The following is a 23,557-nucleotide window of genomic DNA, read 5'->3' as shown; positions in this document are numbered from 1 at the left end:
TTAGTGACGTTTAGAGCAATCCTGACATATTCCCAGTAGGTCGACAGAATGATTGACCTCGCTAAACCCTGTTTGAGCTGCTATTTTAGCTACCCATTCTTCGAACTCAGGGCCGGAAACATCTATGGTTTTGCCGCAGTTTCGGCACACGATGTGATGATGATGACTTTCAGTATCGCAAATGCGGTAAAGAGCTTCGCCCTCGTCATTCTTCATAACGTCTACCTCGCCAGCTTCAGCAAGTCGCTGCAAGTTGCGATAGACGGTAGTGAGTCCCACATTCGAGCCCGAAAGCGTTAGGTCGGTAAAAATCTGTTGTGCAGAACGGAAACTGTCAGAGGTGCGCAGATTCTGCAGTACTGCTTCCTTCTGTCTGGTGTTCCTTTGTTCCGCCATTCTTCCTCCTGCAACGATCCTTCAGAGTTAGGATACACGGACGCGCAAACGCAACGATAGCGTAAAGCAATATAGCCAGAACTACAATTGTGGCTCCGGAAGAGACCGGATAGAAATACGAAACCACGAGTCCGGCAAGGCACAGCAATGTTCCCATTGCTGCGGCAAGCGCCATCGTGGAACGGAATGAAGCCGTCACCAGCTGAGCGATTGCCACCGGAACAATCATGATTGCCGAGACCAAGAGGACGCCGACGACTCGCATTGCCGTCGAAACAGTCAAGGCAGAAACTATCGCTATCAGGGTGGTCAGCATGCGCACAGGCAATCCGCTAGCGCGCGCAAACTCAATGTCGTGGCATAGCGAGAATAGGGCTGGGCGAAGCCCGAGGCCAACGCCCAGAATCAGCGCAGCAAGGAGGGCGGTAAGCAGCACGTCTGCCCATGACACCGACGCGATAGAGCCGAACAGGTACCCGTTTAGGTTTGCGGTGGTGCCGCCGGCAATCCCGATTAGGAGCACGCCGCCGGCAATGCCGCCGTAGAACAACAGTGACAGGGCCACGTCGCCGGAGGTGCGCCCTCGTTCGCGAACGATCTCGATCAAGACGGCTCCCACAACCGAAGCAACTACCGCACCGGGCACTGCGAGCGCATCCGAGGAAGTCAGGTTCATGGCGTTCCCGACCAGCCATCCGAGGGCGACGCCGGTAAGTGCCACGTGGCCAATCCCGTCACCGAGAAGAGCGAGGCGCCGCTGGACCAGGTAGGTGCCCATGATGGGAGCAGAAACGCCTACCAGCACAGCGACAATGAGGCTGCGTTGCATGAAAGGCGTGGAAAACAAGGTAAGTAGAGTGTCAAGCATTCGGGGTTCCCGTATCGATCGGTCCTGCGGCTACCTCTGGCGAGAAGTCGCCTCCTGAAGGGCCCATATGGGCATGGCTGTCGCCGTGGGAATGAGTTTGGTCAAAGTTGCCAGAGTGGGCGAGGTGGCCTCCAGATAAGACGATGGCGCGATTGAAGAAGGTGGCAAGCGGTCCCATCTCGTGCATCACTATCAGGAAGGATCTCGCTGGGCTGCGCAGATTGTTCAGCGTCTTGGCAAGGGTGTCCAGGGAGTGGAGGTCGATGCCTGCTGCGGGTTCGTCCATGATGATGAAATCGGCCTCGCGGACAAGCGCGCGGGCAATGAGGACTCGCTGTTGCTGACCACCCGAGAAGGTCTGTACTGATTCGTCTGCCCGGTAAGCCAGCCCTACCCGCTCGAGGGCAGTAAGGGCTCGTTCCTTATCTCCCTTTCTATACCGGAGCCGCCCTCGTCCTAGGGTGCCTGAAAGCACTACTTCCAGCGCGGTAGCCGGAACGCCGGAGGCGGCACTGACTCGTTGAGGAACATAGGAGATTCGGGCCCAGTCGGAGGACTGGTGAATGCGCGCCAGTTTTTGTCCGTAGAAGCTGATGCTCCCGCTCTGGTGAGGGTTGATTCCTACCAGCGTTTTTACCAGGGTAGATTTGCCTGAGCCATTTCCCCCGAGCAGCGCTACGGCTTCGCCCTTTCGAATTTGAAAGGAGAGGTCATGCAATATCGTTCTGCCGGATAGGGCGACTTGAAGATTTCTTACGTCTAAAGCTACTTCGTCTTGCACTGGAGGGCGTTCGCAATCTTGTCTAGGTTTAATTTCATTGTGTCAAGATAGTCGGCTTTGCCGACTTTAGTTTCGATGGGGTCCAATACCTCAGATTTTATGCCAAGATCAGCTGCCAGCGTCTTAGCGCTTTTCTGGTTGAGTAGGTTCTCTGAAAAGATGACTTCCACGCCCGCGTCGGCGGCGATTTTTCCAATCTTTGCAAGCTGGGTGGGGGAGGCTTCTTGCTCCGGGTCGAATCCTGAAAGGCCGACCTGTAAGAAACCGTACCTGTCAGCTAGATAGCCGTAGGCTTCGTGGGAGACGATAATCTGGGAAAGCCCGCAATTGCGCAGCCGCTGCCGGTACGAGGAGTCCAAGTCGTCCAGCCGCTTTTTCAGTGCTGCTGCGTTGGCTGCGAATTGTTCCTTATGCTCTGGGTCTGCCTGCGTAAGTGCCCGGTTGATGGGGGCAATCGCGGCTTCCATTCTTAGCGGATCTAACCAAAAGTGGGGGTCCAGCTCAGCGTGCTCGTGGGCTTTAGAGATCCCGACTAGAGCGTGTTCGCCCTCGTGTGCGGTGGTGGGGACCAGGGCAACGGCTGTGGAGATGTCTAATGCGGTTTTTGGTTCCGCCTGCCTTATGGCTTCGTCCACAGCTGGCTGGAATCCCTTCTGATATAGCACCAGGTCAGCTTTGTGTAGTTGCACCAAATCTTTGGTAGCCAGTTCGAGGTCGTGAGGTTCCGTTCCAGCGGGAGTTAAAGAGGTGATATGGGCTTCCTTCCCTGCTATCTCCTCTACTAAGTACTGCAGTGGGTAGAACGCGGTCGATACCTCCAATCCTTGCTGCGGCTGGGCTGTTGTGCCCTGACAGCTGCAGAGGGCTAGGCAGGCTGCGGCAAGGAAGGCGAATCTCTTCATAGTGGCAGAGTAAGGGTAATGAAAACGGTTGTCAAAAAGAGGTTTCTTCTAGTGATCAAAAATTGTCCAGAGCGGCGGTAAGGTTTCTATGTAACATTTCTTTTCACCGATGAAGGAACCCCATGCGCGCACGTGTACTGCTTGCTGCCGCCTGCGCCACATTGTTGGCTTTGACAGGCTGTTCGGCGGCTACTCACTCCGATAACGCATACGGTCCGCTGACTCTTTGGACCGATAGTATTCGCCTTGATGCGATGAAGCAGCTGGCTGCGGATTTTGAGAAACAAGACCATATCAAGATCAATGTTGTGGTGCGCAAGGGTGATGCTGTTACCGATGATTTCGTCCAACAAGTTCCCTCGGGCAAGGGGCCTGACTTGATTGTTACCGCCCACGACGGACTCGGCAAACTAGTTCAAAACGGTGTGGTAAATCCGGTAGACATTCCCACCGAAAGATTCCGTAAAGAGGCCATTAAGGCGGTTACCTACGACGGGAAAATCTACGGAGTTCCCTATGCAACAGAGAACCTGGGCCTGGTTCGCAACGATGATCTAACTAAGGCGGAGCCGAAGACCTTTACCGAGATGATCGACGCGGGTCGGCAAAGTGGGGCGGAGTACCCGTTCGTCATCGATCAGGATCCTGAGCTGGGCGACCCCTATCACATGTATCCCTTCCAGACTTCTTTCGGTGCGCCGGTATTCAAATCGGACAAGTTCGGCTACACCACAGATCTGGGGATGGCGGGCAAAGAGGGAAAGAACTTTGCCAATTGGCTTGCCCAGCAGGGAAAGAATGGTTCCATTGATGCGCACATTACTGGCGACAAATCAAAGCAGCTTTTCATGGATGGCAAAGTCGCTTTCCAAATCACTGGACCTTGGAATACCAGTGCCTACGAAGAAGCCGGCAGACACATCAGCGTCCTGCCCATCCCGTCGGCAGGAGGCAAGAAAGCTTCTCCGTTCTTGGGCGTGCAGGTATTCTTCGCCTCTAACAAGACTTCTAATCCGGTACTGGTGCGGAAATTTTTCGACTATGTAGCCTCCGAGAGGGGCCAGAAGCTGCTATTCAAACTTGATCCTCGCGTGCCGGCACAAACCAAGATCGCTGCCAGCATGAAAGATCCGGTCCTTAGAGGTTTCCTCACAGCCGGAGAAGGCGCGTCGCCGATGCCGGCGCTGCCCCAGATGGGCTCCGTCTGGAAGTTCTGGGGTGGAACGGAACTAAACATTCTCACTGGAAAACAGGATCCTACCAAGGGGTGGGATCGCATGAACGCCAACATTGTAAACGAGATCGGAGCTAAATGATGCAGGCATCTTCGACACGTCTATCAGGCGGCTGGCTTATTAAGCTCCTGCTCATGGCAGCGGTCAATGCTTTCGGGCTGTACTGCCTGTTTGCATGTTGGATGGCGGGCTCGACGATTGTGTTCGTCGCCGTCCTCATCTCCTTGATCATTATTGACGTAGTGTATTTTTCGAAGCGATTCTTACCCGGAAAATACTTGATTCCCGGAATGGTCTTTCTGCTGGTATTCCAGCTATTCGTCATGATCTATACCGGCTACATCGCCTTTACCAACTACGGCAGCGGGCATAATTCAACCAAAGAGGACGCCGTTGCTGCCATTACCGCGAAGTATGAGACGCGCGTGGGGCCGGTAGTACCCGCAAAGGTTGTGACATCGATATCGAAGACGGGCCTTGCAGTTGTCAAAGACGGCAAGGTGTACGTAGGCGAGGATGGCAAGGCGCTGGAACCAGCCCCCGGGGCCAAGGTCAAAGACGGCCAGATTGTCTCGGTGCCAGATTGGAAAGTCGCCGATTTTGCAGATGTAGTAGACAACCAAATGCAAATAACGCAGATGCGACTGCCAGCTGCAGACGGTGCAGCTTGGCGCACTGAAGATGGCGAGCATGCCTATCTATCGCGCTCCAGCATGAAATACGATGCTGGCAAACAGACTATGACCGACACGCAGACGGGCAAGGTTTACAAGGCCACCGATGACGGGGCTTTTACCGCCGCTGACGGCACGGCTCTTTCGCCGGGCTGGCGAGTAGCTGTTGGAGCCAATAATTTCAAACAAATGGTGTCAGGAACCGACATAGGGGTTCCCTTCTTCAAGTCATTGATATGGACGTTTGTCTTTGCGATCGTCTCTGTAGCCTCGACTTTCGCGTTCGGCCTACTGCTGGCACTCATCTTCAACGACAAACGAGTGCGCGGGCGGAAGATCTATCGATCCCTGTTCATCTTGCCCTACGCGTTCCCGGGCTTTTTAGCTGCGCTCGTCTGGAAGGGCATGCTGAATCAGAAGTTTGGCTTCATAAACACCGTTTTGCTGCAGGGAGCAGAGATTCCCTGGCTTTCAGACGGAACCCTGGCGAAGATAGCGATTCTAGGTGTAAACCTCTGGTTGGGTTTCCCCTACATGTTCTTGGTTTGCACCGGAGCATTGCAGGCGCTGCCTGACGACGTAATGGAGGCGGCAACTATTGATGGTGCCGGGTGGTGGCGCAAGCTGCGTTCTATTACCTTGCCTCTGGTACTGGTGGCAACCACCCCATTGTTGATCTCGTCTTTTGCCTTCAACTTCAACAACTTCGCCCTCATCTACATGCTTACCGGGGGAGGGCCCCAGTATCCGGGCAACCCGCTCGGGGTGGGCGAGACCGACATCCTCATCTCTTTCGTTTACACGATCGCCTTCGACTCGGGGGCAAAGAACTACGGCTTGGCTTCTGCCATGTCCCTAGTCATCTTCATAATTGTTGGACTGATCGCCTGGATCTCCTTTAGGCGCACCAAGACTTTGGAGGAAATCTAAATGAGTACCACCCTCCCGTCCCGCCGCAAGAAGGGATTCGGCAACCGGATGAAGCAGGTTGGATGGAAGCATCTGCTGGCACTGGCGGTAATCGTTTACTGCTTGTTGCCGCTGCTATATGTGCTTTCCACCGCGCTGCAGGAAAATGCGACGCTTACCGGTTCTAATAACCTATTCGCGTCGTTCTCTCTGGCAAACTTCGCCGCATTAGGAAAAACAAAGTTTTGGACTTGGGCGCTCAACTCGCTGCTAGTTTCTGGGGTTACCGCTATCGGCGCGGTAATCATGGGTGCTTGCGCGGCATATGCGTTCTCTCGGTTCCGTTTCCGAGGGCGGCGGGCAACGCTCACATTCCTGCTACTGGTGCAGATGTTCCCACAGATGCTGGCTTTCGTTGCAATCTACCTGCTGCTATTGGCAATAGGCGAGGTATTTCCCTCTTTGGGGCTCAACTCGCTACTGACGCTGATCTGTGTGTATTTGGGCGGCGCCTTGGGCGGCAATACATTCTTGATGTACGGCTTTTTCAACACTATTCCGAAGTCTTTGGACGAGGCCGCGCGCATCGATGGAGCTTCTCATGCCCAGATCTTCTGGGGCATCATCATGCGGTTGGTAACCCCAGTTCTAGCAGTGGTGGGCTTGCTGTCGTTCGTCTCTACTTTTGGTGATTTCGTTATCGCACAGGTAGTACTGCAAGACGAATCGAAACTAACTCTGGCTGTGGGGTTGTTCCAGTGGGCAGCTGACGAACGCAATGCGCCGTGGGGACAGTTCGCTGCAGGCGCTGTAGTGGCAGCGGTACCCGTGCTGCTATTGTTCCTGTTCCTACAAAGGTACATTGTCTCCGGACTGACCGCCGGCTCGGTAAAGGGGTAATACCGGTTTAGGCTGAGATACCCGTTGTGGGTAGACTGGTTTTCAGGTTCACGCACCAGCCAGGTGCGCCAACATTGAAGGAGTCAACGTGGCATCTCGCCTAGATTCAGTAATCTCTTTAGCGAAACGACGCGGGTTCGTCTTCCCGTGCGGTGAAATATACGGCGGCACCCGCTCCGCCTGGGACTACGGTCCGCTCGGGGTAGAGCTAAAAGAAAACATCAAGAAGGCCTGGTGGGGCCGTATTGTTCGCGGCCGTGACGACGTTGCCGGCCTCGACTCCTCTGTAATCCTGCCGCGGCAGGTCTGGGAAGCTTCTGGGCATGTCAAGGCATTTACCGATCCGCTAATTGAATGCCAGGCTTGTCATAAGAGGCTCCGCGAAGATCAGCTCATCGAAGAATACGCCGAGAAGAAGGGCATCAGCGAAGACGAGGTAGACATTTCCGCCCTAGCTTGCCCGAACTGCGGCAACCGCGGCAAATGGACTGAGCCGAAAGCATTTTCGGGCCTACTTAAGACTTACCTGGGCCCGGTCGACGACGAATCCGGCCTGCACTACCTACGCCCCGAAACGGCACAGGGGATCTTTGTAAACTTCGCGAATGTCATGTCTTCTGCCCGTAAGAAGCCCCCGTTCGGCATCGCCCAGATCGGAAAGTCCTTCCGAAACGAGATTACCCCCGGTAACTTCATCTTCCGCACCCGCGAATTCGAACAGATGGAACTGGAATTCTTTGTGGCCCCGGGAACTGACGAAGAATGGCACCAGTACTGGATCGACGAGCGCATGTCCTGGTACACCGACCTCGGCATCTCTAAAGAGAACCTGCGCCTGTACGAGCACCCGAAGGAAAAGCTTTCTCACTACTCCAAGCGCACTGTAGATATCGAGTTCGCATTCGGATTCCAGAACTCGAAGTGGGGCGAACTGGAAGGTATCGCAAACCGTACTGACTATGACCTGTCTACCCACGCGAAGGCTTCAGGTACGAAACTCGACTACTACGACCAGGCTAACAACGAGCGGTGGACACCGTACGTAATCGAGCCGTCAGCAGGACTGACCCGTTCTCTCATGGCATTCCTCGTTGAGGCTTACACCGAGGACGAAGCTCCTAACACTAAGGGCGGCGTAGATAAGCGCACCGTGCTGCGTCTTGACCCGCGCCTGGCTCCCGTCAAGGCAGCAGTTCTTCCGCTGTCTCGCAAGCCACAGCTGGGGGAGCCTGCTCGCGCCCTCGCCAAGGAACTGCGCACCATTTGGAACGTGGACTTTGACGATGCAGGTGCCGTCGGACGCCGGTACCGCAGGCAGGACGAGATTGGTACGCCGTACTGCATCACCTACGATTTCGACTCGCTCGAAGATGGGCAGGTCACCGTGCGTGACCGTGACACCATGGCCCAAGACCGCATAGCGATCGACCAGGTGAAGAACTACCTGCTCGACAAAATCGGGATTTGCTAAGTTCAGTTAGGATCGGTCCGCTCGCCCTCGGGGTACCAATGATGTTGGCCCCGATGGCGGGCGTTACCGACGTGCCGTTTCGGCGACTGTGCCGTAATTTCGCGGAGGAAGCTCTGCATGACATGGGGCAGGATCTGACTGCCCGGCCGGACTGGGCCCCAGCTGGGCTATATGTCACCGAAATGATTACTGCTCGAGCGCTGGTCGAGGGAAACTCCCGTACCTTGGACATGATCACCCCTGATCCCACCGATCCGGTCAGGTCAGTCCAGTTTTATGGGGTGGACCCTGTCACCACCGCGGCTGCTGCCGCGCGCGCAGTGGCAATGGGGGCGGCTGAGCATATTGATCTGAACTTTGGTTGCCCGGTACCTAAGGTTACTCGGAAGGGCGGCGGGAGTGCCCTCCCGTGGAAGCTAGGTCTACTGCAGGATATTCTGCAGCGCACTCGTAAGGCTTTAGATAAAGAGGCGGGGCCGGATAGGATCCCCCTAACCGTAAAGATGCGCACCGGGATAGATGCCGACCACCAGACCATCTTTGATGCTGCAAAGATAGCCCAAGATGCCGGCTGTGCCTCGGTAACACTACATGCACGATCTACCGCTGAATACTATTCGGGCAGTGCCCACTGGGACATGATCGCTAAGCTAAAGAGCGCGATGGACATACCCGTGTTCGGCAATGGCGACGTTTTCAGCGGTGACGATGCTCTGCAGATGATGACTCAAACTGGCTGCGACGGCGTCGTAGTCGGGCGGGGAGCCCAGGGCCGACCGTGGATATTCGCCGATATCGCCTATTGTCTTTCCGGAAGCAAAAAACGGCTAGCTCTTTCCCTGGAACAGGTAGCGCAGACTCTGCTAAAGCATGCGCAGCTAATGGTGGAATGGAATCACAACGAAGACCGAGCAATGCGCGAGATGCGGAAGCATGTTGGATGGTATTTGCGCGGTTTTGCTGTTGGTGGGGAAGAACGTCGCAAGCTCAATCTCGTGGGAAGCGTAGCCGAACTGGAGGACCTTCTTGGCGAACTAGATCTGGATCAGCCGTACCCAGCTGCTGCGAAGGGCGCCAGGGGCAGGAAAGGTAGGCCTAGGCAGCCCCATCTGCCGGAAGGGTGGCTCTCGTCCAGGGAATTGTCTGCCGGGCAGCTCGAAATGGTGGCTGCTGCCGAGGCACGGGTGGCCGACGGGGGCTAAGCCTTCATCGGGCTGAACCAGGCGCAGGTACCCGGATCAATTGAAGGAATGGCTTCTACGCCCGAGGGCGAAGAAACGTGTACTCGCTTCATTGATTGAGGAATGTATTGCGTGGTATTAGACGTGTTGAAGACCGTAATTAGCGATCCTGAGGTACCAACCAGTACCTGATTGCGCGGGTATGCCTCCGCCTCTACCCAGGACCAGGATGATTCCCCAAGTCCATACTTTGCGCGCAAAGAGGTAGCCTGCACCATCGTCGAATATGCGGACGAGGAATCGGCTGCTTGCCTGGCGCATTCGGCTGTAGTTGCGGCAATGAGCTCTGTCGAATGCTCGCCCTCTTCGGGGGCAAAACCCGGGGTAATTAGCTCCGGCTTCGCCGTTTCTTCCCCCGAGCGTAAATAAACGCATCCGGGCAGGGCTAGCACTAAAGAAGTGACGGCGCGTATGCGCTCCGAGATCTTTTCGTGTTCTGGCTTATACCAAGCTAAGTCGTCGAATACTCCAAGTTTCCACCGTTCTGTCGATGGTGGGGTGGTAGACCACGCTAAACCTGAGCCGGATGTATTGTGCTCGCGGATAGTTGTGACGATTGTCGATAAGAAGTCGATGGCCTCGAACTCAACTCGGATGAGGCCGTCGTCGCGGACCTGGTCGAGGTAGTCGGCAGTCAGAAGGCCCTGTAGGCCTTCCTGCGTGTTCGTGGTGGCACTGGCTGCAAGCAGACCGTCCTCAGGAATGTAGATGCCTACCTCCGAGCGGGCATTTTGCATGTATTCGCTATACCAGCTAAAGAGCTCGGGAGCGGAGGAATCGTTAGCTAGCATCCCAAGATCGATGCCGTCTGCTCCGGACTCTAGGGCTGCAGCTAGATGCCTTACAGGGTCGGGAGCCTCGTATCCGAGGGCGCAGGCGGGATTGTCGGGCGCAACCGGTTCATGGGTGTGAATGTTGCCCGAAACGCGCACTACCACCTTCAACTTCGCCCTGTGTGCTGCCGCAATGAAGTCCTTTACACAGGGGTCCTTGTCTATCCTCACGAAAGATGGACGAATCTCGACAGCATCAACCCCTAATTTGGCTACCCAGGGGAGATGCTCAATTGCAGCGCGGACACCTGCTGCATTGCAGAATCCACGGAAGTCGTAGATGAGTCCGTTGCGCCACCACGGCTGCCTTCCCCGGGTAGGGGGATGGATGCGGTGGGTACAAACTGTACCCGGCAATGAAAACGGAATACTCACCTTACTATTGTGACCCGACGCACCAGAAAAAGAAACCGGACTCTCCCATGAGCGGACAAATAGGCCTGGCAGAACTGAAAAAATGACTTCAGCCGATACACTGACCTCGTGAAGGACGAATACGAGGCAGCTACTTTCCCACCCGCTTTTACCGCTTACAGCCAAGATGATCGCCTACGGTACGTACCAGAGGCCCCTAAATCCCAGCGCAGAACCGAATTCGAACGGGACCGAGCGCGCATCCTGCACTCTTCCGCGCTCCGCCGCCTCTCTGCCAAAACGCAGGTAATGGGGCCGGTTAATTCGGACTTTGCTCGCAACCGTCTGACACATTCTTTGGAAGTAGCCCAGGTGGGCCGAACCCTCGGCAGAGAACTGGGGTGCGACCCTGACATTGTCGATGCTGCCTGCTTGTCTCATGACATAGGGCACCCACCCTTTGGGCACAATGGGGAACGCGCTCTCGATCAGGTTGCCACTGAATGCGGCGGATTTGAGGGCAATGCGCAAACATTTCGCATTCTGACCCGGCTCGAGCCGAAGGTAGCCGATAGTGAGGGAAACCCGGCAGGAGTAAATCTGACTCGCGCCTGCCTTGACGCAGTGCTGAAGTATCCGTGGCTGAAAGGCCAGGGGACTAACCAAGAAAAATCCCTGCGTAAGTACTGCGTCTATCAGGATGATGCGCACTACTTCGCCTGGGCTCGAGAGGGCGCGCCAGAGGGACGCCGGTGTATAGAAGCCCAGATCATGGATCTATCGGACGACATTGCCTACTCTGTTCACGACGTTGAGGACGCGATCGCAATGGGCAAGGCTAAGCTTCCGGAACTGGCATGCGAACAGGTGCAGGAAAAAATATTCGACTGCACTCGGCAGTGGTACGGAGACAAGATCCAGGTTGATGAGCTAGCCGATGCCCTCGACAGGCTGATGAGGACCGACTTCTGGCTGCGGGAATTCGACTGGACATACAGCGCAGAGGCAGCTTTGAAGGATCTTACCTCGGAACTTATCGGGCGTTTTTGCGGGGCAGCCCACGACGCAACCAGGTTGGCAGCAGGAGATGGGCCCCTAACCCGCTATGACACGGATCTGGTGATCCCTGAACAAACCTTGGCTGAGATTCTGGTGCTGAAAGGAATTGCGGTCTACTACGTAATGGCTCCTCGCGAAATGGAACCGGTATACCTTGACCAGCGCACAACACTCTTTGATCTGGTCGATGCGCTTTACGAGGGCGGTCCTGAGCTTCTTGAGGTACCCTTCGCTAACTCTTGGCGCGCTTGCAATACCGATGCAGAAAAACTGCGAGTGGTAATAGATCAGGTAGCTTCTTTGACAGACATATCTGCTTACCAATGGCATGGTCGCATCTGCGGAATGCTCTCTGGTATCTAATGCCTGTGTCATCTAAGAGCCGAAACACCGTAGACTGAGACTCGTGGCAGGATTAATCAAACGTGAGGATATAGATGCGGTGCGCGAGGCCACCCGCATCGACGAGGTCGTCTCCGACCATGTAACTTTACGCCCCGCCGGAATTGACTCAATGAAGGGACTCTGTCCGTTCCACGACGAACGTACCCCTTCCTTCCACGTTCGCCCTCAGATGGGTCTGTGGCACTGTTTCGGATGTGGCGAGGGCGGTGACGTAATCTCGTTTGTTCAGAACATCAACCACATTTCTTTTACCGAGGCCGTCGAATACCTAGCCGCAAAAGCAGGCATAACTCTCCATTACGAGGACGGCGCCTCAGGGCCTTCGCGCGAAGAAACGTCGATGCGCTCGCGGATATTGGACGCCAACCGGGTGGCTGAAGAATTCTTCGTCTCTCAGCTTTCTACGAAGCAGGCTAGGGTCGGACGCAATTTTTTGGCATCGCGTGGCTTCGGTCCAGAGGTGGCTGCCCATTTTGGGGTGGGCTATGCCCCCGCCTCTTGGGATGAGCTACTTCGAGTGCTCCGCTCGAATGGGTTTACAGAAGCCCAGATTCAAGCATCGGGACTTGCTTCGCAAGGCTCGCGCGGGCTCTATGACCGGTTTCGTGGCCGCTTGATCTGGCCTATTCGGGATTTGACCGGGGCCACGGTGGGCTTTGGGGCACGTCGTCTAGGGGACGACGACAAGGGGCCGAAGTACCTGAACACTCCTGAAACGGCGGTCTACAAGAAATCTCAGGTTCTCTACGGCATCGATCTTGCAAAAAAGCAGATTGCTGCTTCGCGCAAGTTGGTTGTGGTTGAGGGGTACACGGATGTGATGGCCGCGCACTTGGCGGGTGTAGAGCAGGCAGTAGCAACTTGCGGTACGGCTTTTGGGTCTGAGCATGTGCGTATCGCGCGTCGCCTTATAGGCGACTCGGCTGATCCGGCTGCAGGAGTGATTCTTTCTTCGGGGAAGGCTCGCGGCGGGGAAGTGGTCTTTACCTTCGATGGGGATGCTGCTGGGCAGAAGGCCGCGTTGCGCGCATTCCGCGAAGATCAGAACTTTGCCTCGCAAACGTTCGTTGCCGTCGAGCCGAATGGGCTAGATCCATGTGATTTGAGGATGGCCAAGGGCGACCAAGCAGTTAGGGCCCTAGTGGAGTCGCGCGAACCGCTGTTTGCCTTTGTGATCCGGTCGGTACTTGCCTCGTTGGATTTGAATACGGCAGAGGGGCGGGTAGCCGGGTTGCGGGCTGCGGCCCCCGTTGTTTCCCAGATAAAGGATCGGGCTCTAAGACGGGAGTATGCGCGTGAGCTATCTGGCTGGCTAGGAATGGACTCGGCGGAAGTAATGCAGGCTGTGAGGCATTCGTCGTCTTATCGCCCCGCGAATCGTCCGGGAGTGCAGATGGCTGGTGCTGGTAGGCCGGCGGCGCCACCGGCAGTGCCTCCTGCTGACCCGGTTACCAGGCTAGAAAGGCAGTGCCTGGAGGTTGTATTGCAACGACCTGCGGATGCTATTGGCGCCGGCTTCGACCAATTGGATGGAGAGGCTTTTTTGGCTCCTTCTCACAAGGCGATTCACGATGCCATCCGGGCCGCTGGAGGGCTGGCGGCCTTTGCGAAGGCTTCATCTCTCACCCCACCTTCTGATGAGGCGGGACAGCGGGCAGCGCAAACTAAATGGCTCGAATCCGTTCTTGAAGAGGGCGGGGAATTCATAGCCCCGCTAGTGCGGCAGTTAGCAGTAACTCCGCTAGCGCAAGATGATCCGGGCAGAATGCGTTCCTACGTGCAGGGGATCGTAAAAGCACTCGTTGGCATGTCGCTGACCCGTAGCGCTGGAGTGCTTCGATCTCAGCTCGGAAGACTGAAACCGAATGATCCTAGCTATTCTGAGGTATTCAGTCAGCTTATGGAAATCGAGAAGAAAAAGAGAGCTTTGCGCTCGTAGAGGCATTATAAATGCCCTCCGTAGGGATGCCAGCTAAGATGAACGCATAAAACTTTTGAAAGGACACCATGGGTAAGCACATTGAGGGTGAAGAAGCAGCTGCTGCCAAGCCGAAGCACCCGTTTCTTTCTTCGGTAAAAGAGTTTCTTCTAATCGTGGTGGTGGCGATTCTGCTCTCGGTGGGGCTAAATACCTTTGTTGCGCAGCCATTTCGGATCCCGTCCTCGTCCATGGAAAACACATTGCTAATAGGCGATCAGGTGTTGGTTACAAAGATCAACAAAGAGCTAAAACGAGGCGATGTTGCTGTTTTCGAAGATTCGCAGGGGTGGCTAAACGGTCAGGATGTTCCGGAGTCTTTTTCAGATCAGCTCCGCCGGCTTGCTTTCAAAGCAGTAGGTAAGAACGAGGAGCCTAAGCAGTACCTGATAAAGCGAGTCATTGGCATAGGCGGTGACCGGGTTAAGTGTTGTACTGCAGACGGGAAGATTACTGTCAACGGCAAGGCAATAACTGAACCCTATCTAAAGCCCGGTTCACATCCGTCCTTGCTTTCATTTGATGTGAAAGTCCCTGCAAATTCCTACTGGATGATGGGTGACAACCGCGATAACTCTGGAGATTCCAGACTGCATATGTCAGGTCCACTGTCGGGGGCTATTGCGCAAGAAGACATCGTAGGTCCCGCTAAGAGGATCATGTGGCCAGTAGGTCGGTGGGGGTCCTTGGGGGCGCAAGATGTGTTCGAGTCGGTGAAATGATCCAGCCAGATCGGACTACCGAGGTCGCCCTCGCTAAGAAGTACGGGACTGTTGCGGCTATGGACGAGGTCGGCCGCGGGGCCATAGCAGGTCCGGTTGGCGTCGGATGTGTCCTAGTGAAAGAGCTCATGGGACCTGTCCCCGAGGGACTTGCTGATTCAAAGATGCTTCGCCCTAAAGCGCGCGCCGGCCTTGTTAACGCAATAACGAGCTGGGCTGTCGAGTATGGGCTGGGCTATGCTTCGAATTCCGAGATTGACCGGTGGGGAATCGTTGCCGCACTGCGCTTAGCTGGGCGGCGGGCCTTGGCGAAGGTGTCGAAGGCGGATGTAGTGCTTTTGGATGGGTCCCACAACTGGCTTTCTATACCTTCTCCCGACCTGCTTACGCCCGTCGACCATCCTGACTTAGATACGTCGCTGCCAGAGGTGCCGCCGGTCATTACCCAGGTCAAAGCGGATGCTAACTGTTGCGCTGTCGCTGCTGCTTCGGTGCTAATAAAAGTTGACCGTGACCGGTATATGGAATCATTGCCTGACCCTGGTTATAGCTGGGCATCGAATAAGGGATACGCCTCAGCTGCCCATAAGGCTGGTCTGGCAGAACTGGGCGTCTCTTCGTTCCATAGACGCTCCTGGCATCTTCCAGGAATTTCGGAAGATCATCTGAAATAATCCTTGCGTGAGTGCTGAAGACCTAGAGAGCTACGAGAACAATTTAGAGCTAGAGCTTTTTCGCGAATATCGCGATGTTGTGGGCCTTTTCTCGTATGTCGTCGAGACTGAACGTCGCTTTTACTTGGCTAATGGAGTGGACGTACAAGCGCGCACCGCGGGAACTGACGTTTTTTTTGAGCTAACTCTGACAGATGCTTGGGTTTGGGATATCTACAGGACGTCAAGATTCGTAAAATCCGTTCGTGTCATTACTTATAAAGATGTGAATGTAGAAGAGCTGAATAAACCTGAACTCAACTTATAAGTATCCACAGAAAATAACGCCCCCACTTTCCACAGCTGTGGCGTCTCTTGGATGCAAGAGCTGGCTGCGGTGGCCAGACTCGAGGTATGAGCGGTGAAATTGGAAATGCGGGGGAATCCCTAGCTTGCAAGGTCCTCACTGATGCGGGCTTAGTCATATTGGAACGCAACTGGCGCGCGGGGCACTTGGAGGCCGATATTGTTGCGTTCGATCCGGCTGCGGGAACAACTGTTATTTGCGAGGTAAAGACTCGTCGATCTCGTGTTGCCGGAGCCCCCGTCGAGGCCGTTGATCACAAAAAGATGGTACATCTGCGAGCGCTTGCTTCAGAATGGATTCGCCGCCATGGTCCAACGCTGATGCGGATTGATGTGGTTGGAATAGACTGCGTCATTCCTCCGAGGGTTACCTACATACGGGGCGTGCAATGAGCAATTACACGCACACCTGGTCAGTCGTAGTCTTAGGAGCTACTGGTCATGTAGTTAGGGTTGAGGCGAAGAGGGCACGTTCGCTACCAGGCTTTACAGTTATAGGTTTGCCCGATTCTGCTTTGCGGGAGGCCTCTCACAGGGTGGGGGCGGCTATCTCAAGTGGAGCTTTACCATTTCCGAGTGGGCATCTGACTGTAAATTTAGCACCGGCATCTTTAAAGAAGGCAGGAACTGGTTTCGATCTAGCGATTGCGGTGGCTGCTATTGCAACTGCAAGTGCAAAGTGCAGAAATATTGCGCGTGAGTGTGTGTATCTAGGTGAATGCGGTTTGGATGGAACTATACATCCAGTAACTGGCGTTCTCCCTGGAGTGATTGCGGCGGTAGAACAAGGTAAACCGAGGGTAGTGGTCCCAATCCAGAATCTGGAAGAGGCCTCTTTAGTACCCGGAGCTCGGCCAATTGGGGTGCGCAACTTTGGGGATCTAGCTAATCACCTCGGAATTGAACCGGCTCGCGAAGTCGTATATCCCGATTCTGAACCTTTAGCCATGCCTGCAAAAACTAGCTTAGATGCGATAGACATGGCCGAGGTGTATGGCCAATTTGAAGGGCGATTGGCTCTAGAGGTCGCCGCTGCCGGAGGACACAATATCTTCTTTCTCGGCACTCCGGGATCTGGCAAGACTATGTTGGCGAAACGGTTGCCAACGATAATGCCACCATTGTCGGAAAAAGAAGCAATCGAGACAACGGCTATTCATTCGGTAGCTGGCACGTTGGATCCTAGTGAAGGGTTGATATACGCGCCTCCTTTCATCGCGCCCCATCACAATGCATCTATGGCGGCAATGATTGGAGGTGGCAGTGGTCTTGCGCGTCCAGGCGCTATCTCTCTTGCTCACAATGGGGTGCTGTTTTTGGATGAGGCACCCGAATTTGCCCCGTCGGTATTAGACGCCTTGCGACAGCCAATTGAATCAGGATCGCTTACTATTCATCGCAGTCTTGGGGCAGTTACCCTTCCGGCAAAGTTCCAGTTGATAATGGCTGCTAATCCCTGCCCCTGCGGGTATGCCGGAGATACTTCTGGTAGGTGTGTATGTACTCCCTATCAACGCCGAAGATATCTAACTAGACTTTCTGGTCCGCTGCTAGACCGAATGGACATTCATGTTGATATGGCTCCACCAAAACCTGGCACTCTTGCAGGGCCGGCACCAGAGTCTTCCGCTAGTATCCGCCCCCGGATCGAAGCGGCAAGGCAGGTACAGCGCGAGCGTAGTGGCTGCCTAAACGCTTTCCTGAAGGGACCGGTGCTAAGGAAGTTTGTGAGTGCAAAGCAGAATCTAAAACTTGATGAATTAGTTGAGCAGTCGGTCATAACGATGCGTGGAAAGGACCGAATTCTGCGAGTAGCGCGAACTCTTGCAGATCTGGCGGGGCGTGACAATTTGGAGGCCGACGACATAGCCAAGGCCTTCATACTACGCACCAGGAACGGAGGACAAAATGGATGAGCGCGAGGCAAGGCTAGGTTGGGCATTGGTTAGTGAACCAGCGGATACGGTAGCGCTCTCCTTCGCAACCGAGGTTGGTGTAGTGCAGTCATATGAATGGTTGCTCTCTAGTCAGAAGGTTCCGCCAATTTCGGGGAAGATGGGAAAGCTCGTTTCGCAGCGGGCAGAGGCCTGGCGGGCCCGGCTAAATCCAAGCGAGGTTGCGGGGCTCTTGGCTAGATGGGGAACTCAGGGGCATAGGTTCCTAATTCCTTCCGACCCAGAATGGCCTCTAACCGGCAGACGGTTGGTAGAACAGGCCCCCTTCGGCCTCTGGTTTATAGGAAACGAGGAGATTCTCCGAGGACTAGATGCTTCTGCTGCACTTGTGGGTGCCCGAGCATCTACCCGGTACGGAGACGAAGTAGCGGCTCAACTTTCACACTCACTGTCAGCAAAAGGAGTAACTACGATCTCTGGAGGGGCATACGGCATCGATGCCGCAGTACATAGAGGGGCTCTTTCTGCAGCAGGAAACACGCTTACAGTGCAAGCTGGAGGACTAGATCGGCTATACCCGCAGATGAACTCTCAGATGTTCGAACAGATAAAGGTAAACGGAGGAATAATCTCGCAAATCGCACCAGGACGACGGCCATCGCGATGGCGCTTTCTAGACAGAAACCGTCTTATTGCTGCTCTGTGCCCACTAACTGTCGTCATCGAAGCAGCGTCTCGTTCAGGAGCCCTAAATACTGCTCGCCATGCCCTTGAGCTAGGCAGAGAACTGGGGGCCGTTCCTGGGCCCATTACTTCCGAGATGTCTAAAGGTACTAATAGGTTGCTCCAGGAGGGCGCAACCTGTATCACCGATCAGAACGACATTATGGAAATACTGGGAGAACGGGAGAGCCTGTCGCGTCCTCCATCATGTGGCAGTCTTCTTGACGATCTTGACGAACGAGAATCCAGAGTTCTGGATGCTTTTCCGAAGGTAGGTTCTACAACCTGCGAAAAGCTGGTGGTTGTATCCGGGATCCCTCCAATTGAGGTAAGCGCTGCCCTCGGAACACTGGAGATGGCTGGCCGCATTAGTCGTAATGGGAAATCCTATAGGCGCATGCAGTAGAATTTGCCCATAGTGGAAGTAGAAGAAACTCTGACGGCATATGCCGATTATTTGCGTTCGGCTCGCTCTATGAGTCAGAACACCGTGCGAGCCTATACAGGCGACGTAAGGGATTACTTCGCGTTTGTAGATAAGGACGGTAACCAGTCGCTTAGGCCAGAGGATCTGTCTTTACAAAACTTACGAGATTGGTTGGCAAATTATGCTGAGCATGGCAGTGCCCGTGCTTCACTTGCGCGCAGGGCAGCGGCTCTACGCTCTTTTTGTGCCTGGGCTAAGGGCAGGGGGATTATCTCAGATAACCCTGCCGCAAGACTGAAATCGCCGAAACTACAGAAAACTTTCCCCGGGCTATATACCTCAGAACAGGCAGATTTATTCCTTGCGGTAGCAAAGAAGGTTGGCGATGATCCTGCCTCTATCCGTGATTGGGCCGCATTAGAACTGCTATATGCCACCGGCATTAGAGTCTCAGAGTTGGTAGGACTAGATCTACCAGATCTCAACATGGACGAACTCGTTATCCGGGTATTCGGCAAGGGCGCAAAGGAACGCACAGTACCCTTTGGCATACCAGCAAGGAATGCGCTCCGCTGTTATCTGCGGCAGAACCGAGACAGGCTGCTTGGCAAATCGAAGCAGAATACGAAAGCCCTATTCATATCTAATAGAGGAATTCGTCTCTCGGACCGAGCAGTACGGCGAGCGGTCACGAAAATAAGCGCGCTCGCGGGGCTAGCGGACGTCGGGCCACATGGACTGCGGCACTCTGCGGCAACTTCGCTATTGGCGGGGGGAGCCGATCTTAGAGCCGTCCAAGAACTGCTTGGGCACTCCTCAATGCAAACTACTCAAAGATACACGCATATTGATGATGCTCGTCTTAGAGCCGCATTTTTGCAGGCACATCCCCGAGCCTAAGCATCCACAGTTTACGATCCACAGTTAGTGGTTTTCAGCCCCTCAATCAGAGGATAATTATTCTTCAGTTAAGACTATGAAGAAGTTATTTTGTGTATGTACCTGTCTAGTTTTCGCTCTGAGCCGTTGCCCCACAAGCAGTGCCGTTCCACACTATCGTTTTCTGTGGCCATGCGGATATAAGTCCCGGGTAGTCCGCAGTTTTGCTCCGCCAGCAAAGAAGTGGCTTGCAGGGCACAGGGGAGTTGATTTGGCATGCGGCAGGAAAATCTTTGCGCCGGCGGCAGGAACCGTCTATTTTTCTGGCAACATTGCCGGGAAATATGTGATCTCAATAAAGCATTCAGAGCACCTTCGCACAACGTATGAACCTGTGCGATCGGATCTGAAAAAGGGCCAAAGCGTTAAGAAAGGACAATTTATAGGAACGCTTATGCCAGGGCATCATGACGCATTGCATTGGGGAGCTCTGGTGGGACGAGATCGGTATATAAACCCTCTTCAATTTCTCTTCGGACCCATAAGGCTAAAACCGCTATAGAAGAAAGCGGAGGCGAAATTCACGGCCGCGGGCTTGGAAGTACTCACTTGCTCAGCTAAACTGCTTCATAGCACTCACCGTAGGTGGGTGACTTCGCGTGCAATTTTCGGCTTTTGCCGGTGCGCCGACAGCGGTCCCTTCGGGGTGTTGGCGTTCGTTGCACCAGGAACCGTTGAAACGTAACCGAAACTAGGGGCAAAGGCCCCGCGCGCTTTGGCGCGTCAGAGAGGAATTATCATGGCAGTAGTAACCATGAGCCAGCTGCTTGAAGCTGGCGTTCACTTCGGGCACCAGACTCGTCGCTGGAACCCGAAGATGAAGCCGTTCATTCTAACTGACCGTAACGGCATCTACATCGTCGATCTGCAGCAGACCCTAACCGGTATTGACGAGGCTTATGACTTCGTGAAGCAGACCGTGCTACACAACGGCACCCTGCTGTTCGTGGGTACCAAGAAGCAGGCTCAGGAAGCTATTGCTGAGCAGGCAACCCGCGTCGGCATGCCCTACGTCAACCAGCGTTGGCTCGGCGGTATGTTGACTAATTTCTCCACCGTCAACAAGCGTCTGCAGCGCCTGAAGGAACTTGAGCAGATCGATTTTGACGACGTCGCTGGCTCCTCTTACACCAAGAAGGAACTGCTGATGATGCGTCGTGAGCGTGACAAGCTCGCCCGCACCCTTGGTGGCATCCGTGACATGGCCAAGGTGCCGTCGGCTGTTTGGATTGTCGACACCAAGAAGGAACACCTCGCGGTTGCTGAAGCCCGCAAGCTCAACATCCCCGTTGTCGCCATCCTGGATACCAACTGCGATCCTGACGAAGTTGACTACCGTATCCCTGGCAACGACGACGCTATCCGCGCTGTCGAATTGCTGACTCGCGTCATTGCTGACGCAGTAGCTGATGGTCTTCTAGCTCGCTCTAACTCGAAGTCCTCTAACAAGGACGAGGAAGGCCAGCCTCTGGCCGACTGGGAACGCGAGATTCTGGAAGGTTCCGAAGGCAAGGAAGAAGCTAAGGCTGAAGAGTCGGAGTCGGCTGCCAAGGGAGAAGAGTCCAAGTCTGAGACCCCGGCAGCCGATGCTGCCTCCGCAAAGTAATTAGGGGAAACAAAATGGCAAAGAACTACACCACTGCAGATATCAAGTCTCTGCGCGAGGAAACTGGCGCGGGCATGCTTGATGTCAAGAAGGCTCTTGACGAGGCCAATGGTGATCACGACGAAGCTCTGAAGATCATCCGCCTGAAGGGTTTGAAGTCCATCTCCAAGCGTGAAGATCGCTCGGCCTCTGCTGGCCTAGTGTTGGCTCACATTGCTGATGTCGATGGCAGCCAGGTTGGCGTCATGGTCGAGGTAAACTCCGAGACCGACTTCGTGGCAAAGAATCAGAAGTTCATTGATTTTGCCAACGAGGTACTTGAAGCCGCTGTCGAGTCCGGTGCAACCAACGCCGAAGAGCTGCTTGCAGCTAAGGCTGAAGAGGGAACCGTCAAGGACAAGGTAGACGCAATTGCAGCCGTAATTGGCGAGAAGATTGAGGTCTCTCGTATGGCCCGCGTTGAAGCGCCCAAGGTCACCAAGTACATGCACTACTCGAACCCGGATCTGCCCCCGCAGGTTGGCGTTCTAGTTGGTACCGACGACGCTGCTGAGCAGATTGCGCACGATGTGGCAATGCACATTGCGGCATACCAGCCTGATTACCTCTCTGAATCCGATGTTCCCGCAGAGGATCTCGAGAAGGAACGTCAGACTCTAACTGAACTCACAATCAACGAGGGCAAGCCCGAAAAGATTGTGCCGAAGATCGTTGAGGGGCGTATGAAGTCCTTCTACAAGGATCACTGCTTGCTTGATCAGGATTACGCAAAGGATCCCAAGCACACGGTGGGTCAGATCGTTGAACAGGCAGGCGGCGAAGTGAAGTCCTTCGTCCGCTTCCACGTAGGCGCTTAAGTCCAGCAAAGGATGGCCCCGGGCGGTAGGCTCGGGGCCACCGGCATGTTTACAGCAAAGAAAGGCTAGCTATGTCTGCACAACAACCTCGCCGAGTTCTCCTGAAGTTGTCTGGGGAGGTGTTCGGAGGAGGCGCCGTAGGGTTAGATTCCGAGGTAGTCTCCGGTGTTGCAAAGCAGATCGCGCAAGCCGTCGCGCAGGGCGTGCAAGTGGCAGTCGTTGTGGGCGGCGGAAATTTCTTCCGTGGTGCTGAGCTAGTCACCAAGGGCCTAGACCGAGCGCGCGCAGATTACATGGGCATGCTTGGTACGGTGATGAACGCCCTGGCTCTTCAGGATTTTCTAGAGCAGGCGGGAGTTACCTGCAGGGTCCAGTCGGCGATTGCTATGACCCAGGTCGCTGAGCCATACATCCCGCTTCGAGCCATCAGGCACATGGAAAAAGGTCGCGTAGTCATTTTCGGCGCTGGCGCTGGCATGCCATATTTCTCCACCGACACTGTCTCCGCGCAGCGAGCTCTGGAAACCCACTGCCAGGAGCTACTAGTTGCAAAGAATGGCGTGGATGGTGTTTACACCGATGATCCTAAGGCAAATCCAGATGCGGTGCGTTACGACCGAGTAACATACCGTGAGGCTCTGGCTGAAGGACTTCGCGTCGTTGACGCAACTGCATTCGGTCTTTGCAGCGAGAACAGTCTGAACATGCGTGTTTTTGGCATGAATGGGCAAGGGAACGTAACTCGCGCCTTATTAGGTGAGAAGATTGGAACACTGGTAACTGCAGACGAAGGGACAAGCAAGTGATTAAGGAAGTTCTTAGCGATTGCGAAAATCGAATGAAAAAGGCGTTGGCCTTTACCCGCGAAGAGTTCTCTAACATTCGCACGGGGCGCGCCAACACTTCGATGTTCGATTCTATTCAGGTTGATTACTATGGGGCGCCTACTCCTTTGCAGCAGCTTGCCTCGTTCAACATTCCTGAAGCTCGCACCGTCATTGTTAACCCATTTGACAAGGGCGCCATGGATGCCATTATCAAGGCAATTCGTGAGTCCGACCTTGGCGTTAACCCCACTGATGACGGCAAGATTATCCGTGTTACCCTGCCTGCCCTCACCGAGGAGCGTCGCAAGGAATACGTGAAGCTTGCTAAGACTAAGGCCGAAGAGGGCCGCATCGCGGTGCGCGGTATTCGTCGCAAGGGCATGGATCAACTCGACGAGATCAAGAAAGATGGCGACGCAGGCGAGGACGACGTTGAGCGTGCTCAAAAGGATCTCGAAGGCCTAACCAAGACCTATGTCGAGAAGGTCGACAAAGTCATGGAAGCGAAAGAAGAAGAACTGCTGACTATCTAGTCT

24 protein-coding genes are annotated in these 23,557 nt (G+C 54.7%); 19 read left to right on the top strand and 5 right to left on the bottom strand.

What is annotated here, in order from left to right; translation table 11 throughout:
* The 4 genes from QP400_RS09340 to QP400_RS09325 are packed head-to-tail and all read right to left on the bottom strand — an operon-like array spanning position 1 to position 2,947.
* A complete protein-coding gene (locus QP400_RS09340; RefSeq protein ID WP_004806241.1) occupies positions 1-396 on the bottom strand; it encodes a Fur family transcriptional regulator in 396 nt (131 codons plus the stop codon).
* A complete protein-coding gene (locus QP400_RS09335) occupies positions 335-1,264 on the bottom strand; it encodes a metal ABC transporter permease (protein ID WP_004806243.1) in 930 nt (309 codons plus the stop codon). Before QP400_RS09335 ends, QP400_RS09340 begins: the two co-directional genes overlap by 62 nt.
* Positions 1,257-2,045 (bottom strand): metal ABC transporter ATP-binding protein, encoded by a 789-nt coding sequence (locus QP400_RS09330; RefSeq protein ID WP_004806246.1) that lies wholly within the window; start codon positions 2,043-2,045, stop codon positions 1,257-1,259. Before QP400_RS09330 ends, QP400_RS09335 begins: the two co-directional genes overlap by 8 nt.
* Positions 2,030-2,947 (bottom strand): metal ABC transporter substrate-binding protein, encoded by a 918-nt coding sequence (locus tag QP400_RS09325; protein ID WP_004806248.1) that lies wholly within the window; start codon positions 2,945-2,947, stop codon positions 2,030-2,032. Before QP400_RS09325 ends, QP400_RS09330 begins: the two co-directional genes overlap by 16 nt.
* Before the next feature lie 122 nt (positions 2,948-3,069).
* On the opposite strand from QP400_RS09325, the gene QP400_RS09320 reads away from it, so the two are divergent.
* The 5 genes from QP400_RS09320 to dusB all read left to right on the top strand — a co-directional run bounded on the left by QP400_RS09320 (position 3,070) and on the right by dusB (position 9,338).
* Positions 3,070-4,263: a sugar ABC transporter substrate-binding protein gene (locus tag QP400_RS09320; protein WP_004806250.1), complete on the top strand. Its 1,194-nt coding sequence runs from the start codon at positions 3,070-3,072 to the stop codon at positions 4,261-4,263.
* Complete coding sequence (locus QP400_RS09315) at positions 4,260-5,786, top strand: ABC transporter permease subunit (protein WP_101485668.1); 1,527 nt, start codon at positions 4,260-4,262, stop codon at positions 5,784-5,786. The genes QP400_RS09320 and QP400_RS09315 overlap by 4 nt, the downstream gene beginning before the upstream one ends.
* Positions 5,787-6,665 (top strand): sugar ABC transporter permease, encoded by an 879-nt coding sequence (locus tag QP400_RS09310; protein ID WP_004806254.1) that lies wholly within the window; start codon positions 5,787-5,789, stop codon positions 6,663-6,665.
* Between the two features lie 88 nt (positions 6,666-6,753).
* The gene (locus QP400_RS09305; RefSeq protein ID WP_004806255.1) at positions 6,754-8,136 is read left to right on the top strand and encodes a glycine--tRNA ligase; all 1,383 of its coding nucleotides are present in this window, start codon (positions 6,754-6,756) and stop codon (positions 8,134-8,136) included.
* On the top strand, positions 8,130-9,338 hold the full coding sequence (gene dusB / locus QP400_RS09300) for a tRNA dihydrouridine synthase DusB (protein ID WP_285462652.1): 1,209 nt from the start codon (positions 8,130-8,132) through the stop codon (positions 9,336-9,338). Before QP400_RS09305 ends, dusB begins: the two co-directional genes overlap by 7 nt.
* Here the strand turns inward: dusB and QP400_RS09295 are convergent.
* Positions 9,335-10,585 (bottom strand): alpha-amylase family protein, encoded by a 1,251-nt coding sequence (locus QP400_RS09295; RefSeq protein WP_004806258.1) that lies wholly within the window; start codon positions 10,583-10,585, stop codon positions 9,335-9,337. The genes dusB and QP400_RS09295 overlap by 4 nt on opposite strands.
* A 108-nt stretch (positions 10,586-10,693) precedes the next feature.
* Between QP400_RS09295 and QP400_RS09290 the strand changes: the two genes are divergently transcribed.
* The 14 genes from QP400_RS09290 to frr all read left to right on the top strand — a co-directional run bounded on the left by QP400_RS09290 (position 10,694) and on the right by frr (position 23,554).
* The gene (locus QP400_RS09290) at positions 10,694-11,986 is read left to right on the top strand and encodes a deoxyguanosinetriphosphate triphosphohydrolase (protein WP_004806261.1); all 1,293 of its coding nucleotides are present in this window, start codon (positions 10,694-10,696) and stop codon (positions 11,984-11,986) included.
* Between the two features lie 43 nt (positions 11,987-12,029).
* Positions 12,030-13,967: a DNA primase gene (gene dnaG, locus QP400_RS09285; RefSeq protein WP_004806262.1), complete on the top strand. Its 1,938-nt coding sequence runs from the start codon at positions 12,030-12,032 to the stop codon at positions 13,965-13,967.
* Positions 13,968-14,035: 68 nt separating this feature from the next.
* Entirely contained in the window at positions 14,036-14,728 is a 693-nt protein-coding gene (gene lepB / locus QP400_RS09280) for a signal peptidase I (RefSeq protein ID WP_004806264.1), read from the top strand.
* Positions 14,725-15,402, top strand: coding sequence for a ribonuclease HII (rnhB, locus tag QP400_RS09275; RefSeq protein ID WP_004806265.1), 678 nt, complete (start codon positions 14,725-14,727; stop codon positions 15,400-15,402). Before lepB ends, rnhB begins: the two co-directional genes overlap by 4 nt.
* A gap of 7 nt (positions 15,403-15,409) precedes the next feature.
* On the top strand, positions 15,410-15,709 hold the full coding sequence (locus tag QP400_RS09270) for a DUF2469 domain-containing protein (RefSeq protein ID WP_004806268.1): 300 nt from the start codon (positions 15,410-15,412) through the stop codon (positions 15,707-15,709).
* Between the two features lie 86 nt (positions 15,710-15,795).
* Complete coding sequence (locus QP400_RS09265; RefSeq protein ID WP_004806270.1) at positions 15,796-16,140, top strand: YraN family protein; 345 nt, start codon at positions 15,796-15,798, stop codon at positions 16,138-16,140.
* The gene (locus tag QP400_RS09260; RefSeq protein ID WP_048707024.1) at positions 16,137-17,663 is read left to right on the top strand and encodes a YifB family Mg chelatase-like AAA ATPase; all 1,527 of its coding nucleotides are present in this window, start codon (positions 16,137-16,139) and stop codon (positions 17,661-17,663) included. Before QP400_RS09265 ends, QP400_RS09260 begins: the two co-directional genes overlap by 4 nt.
* Positions 17,656-18,771: a DNA-processing protein DprA gene (gene dprA, locus QP400_RS09255; RefSeq protein ID WP_004806276.1), complete on the top strand. Its 1,116-nt coding sequence runs from the start codon at positions 17,656-17,658 to the stop codon at positions 18,769-18,771. The genes QP400_RS09260 and dprA overlap by 8 nt, the downstream gene beginning before the upstream one ends.
* Positions 18,772-18,783: 12 nt before the next feature.
* A complete protein-coding gene (locus QP400_RS09250; protein ID WP_004806278.1) occupies positions 18,784-19,692 on the top strand; it encodes a tyrosine recombinase XerC in 909 nt (302 codons plus the stop codon).
* A gap of 76 nt (positions 19,693-19,768) precedes the next feature.
* Entirely contained in the window at positions 19,769-20,233 is a 465-nt protein-coding gene (locus QP400_RS09245) for a M23 family metallopeptidase (protein WP_081499169.1), read from the top strand.
* A 237-nt stretch (positions 20,234-20,470) separates the two neighbouring features.
* Positions 20,471-21,337 carry a 30S ribosomal protein S2 gene (gene rpsB / locus QP400_RS09240; RefSeq protein WP_004806280.1) on the top strand — a complete coding sequence of 289 codons (867 nt, stop codon included), beginning with the start codon at positions 20,471-20,473 and terminating at the stop codon, positions 21,335-21,337.
* Positions 21,338-21,351: 14 nt separating this feature from the next.
* The gene (gene tsf, locus QP400_RS09235; protein ID WP_004806283.1) at positions 21,352-22,194 is read left to right on the top strand and encodes a translation elongation factor Ts; all 843 of its coding nucleotides are present in this window, start codon (positions 21,352-21,354) and stop codon (positions 22,192-22,194) included.
* A gap of 71 nt (positions 22,195-22,265) precedes the next feature.
* Positions 22,266-23,000 carry a UMP kinase gene (pyrH, locus tag QP400_RS09230; protein ID WP_004806284.1) on the top strand — a complete coding sequence of 245 codons (735 nt, stop codon included), beginning with the start codon at positions 22,266-22,268 and terminating at the stop codon, positions 22,998-23,000.
* Positions 22,997-23,554, top strand: a complete 558-nt coding sequence (gene frr, locus QP400_RS09225; protein WP_004806285.1) for a ribosome recycling factor — start codon at positions 22,997-22,999, stop codon at positions 23,552-23,554. Before pyrH ends, frr begins: the two co-directional genes overlap by 4 nt.
* The last annotated feature ends 3 nt before the right edge of the window (positions 23,555-23,557 follow it).

This window comes from Winkia sp. UMB3158, from assembly GCF_030217145.1.
In the GTDB taxonomy this organism is placed as follows: domain Bacteria; phylum Actinomycetota; class Actinomycetes; order Actinomycetales; family Actinomycetaceae; genus Winkia; species Winkia anitrata.
Note: the sequence above shows the minus strand (reverse complement) of the source record. Positions and strands in the feature narration are given on the sequence as shown.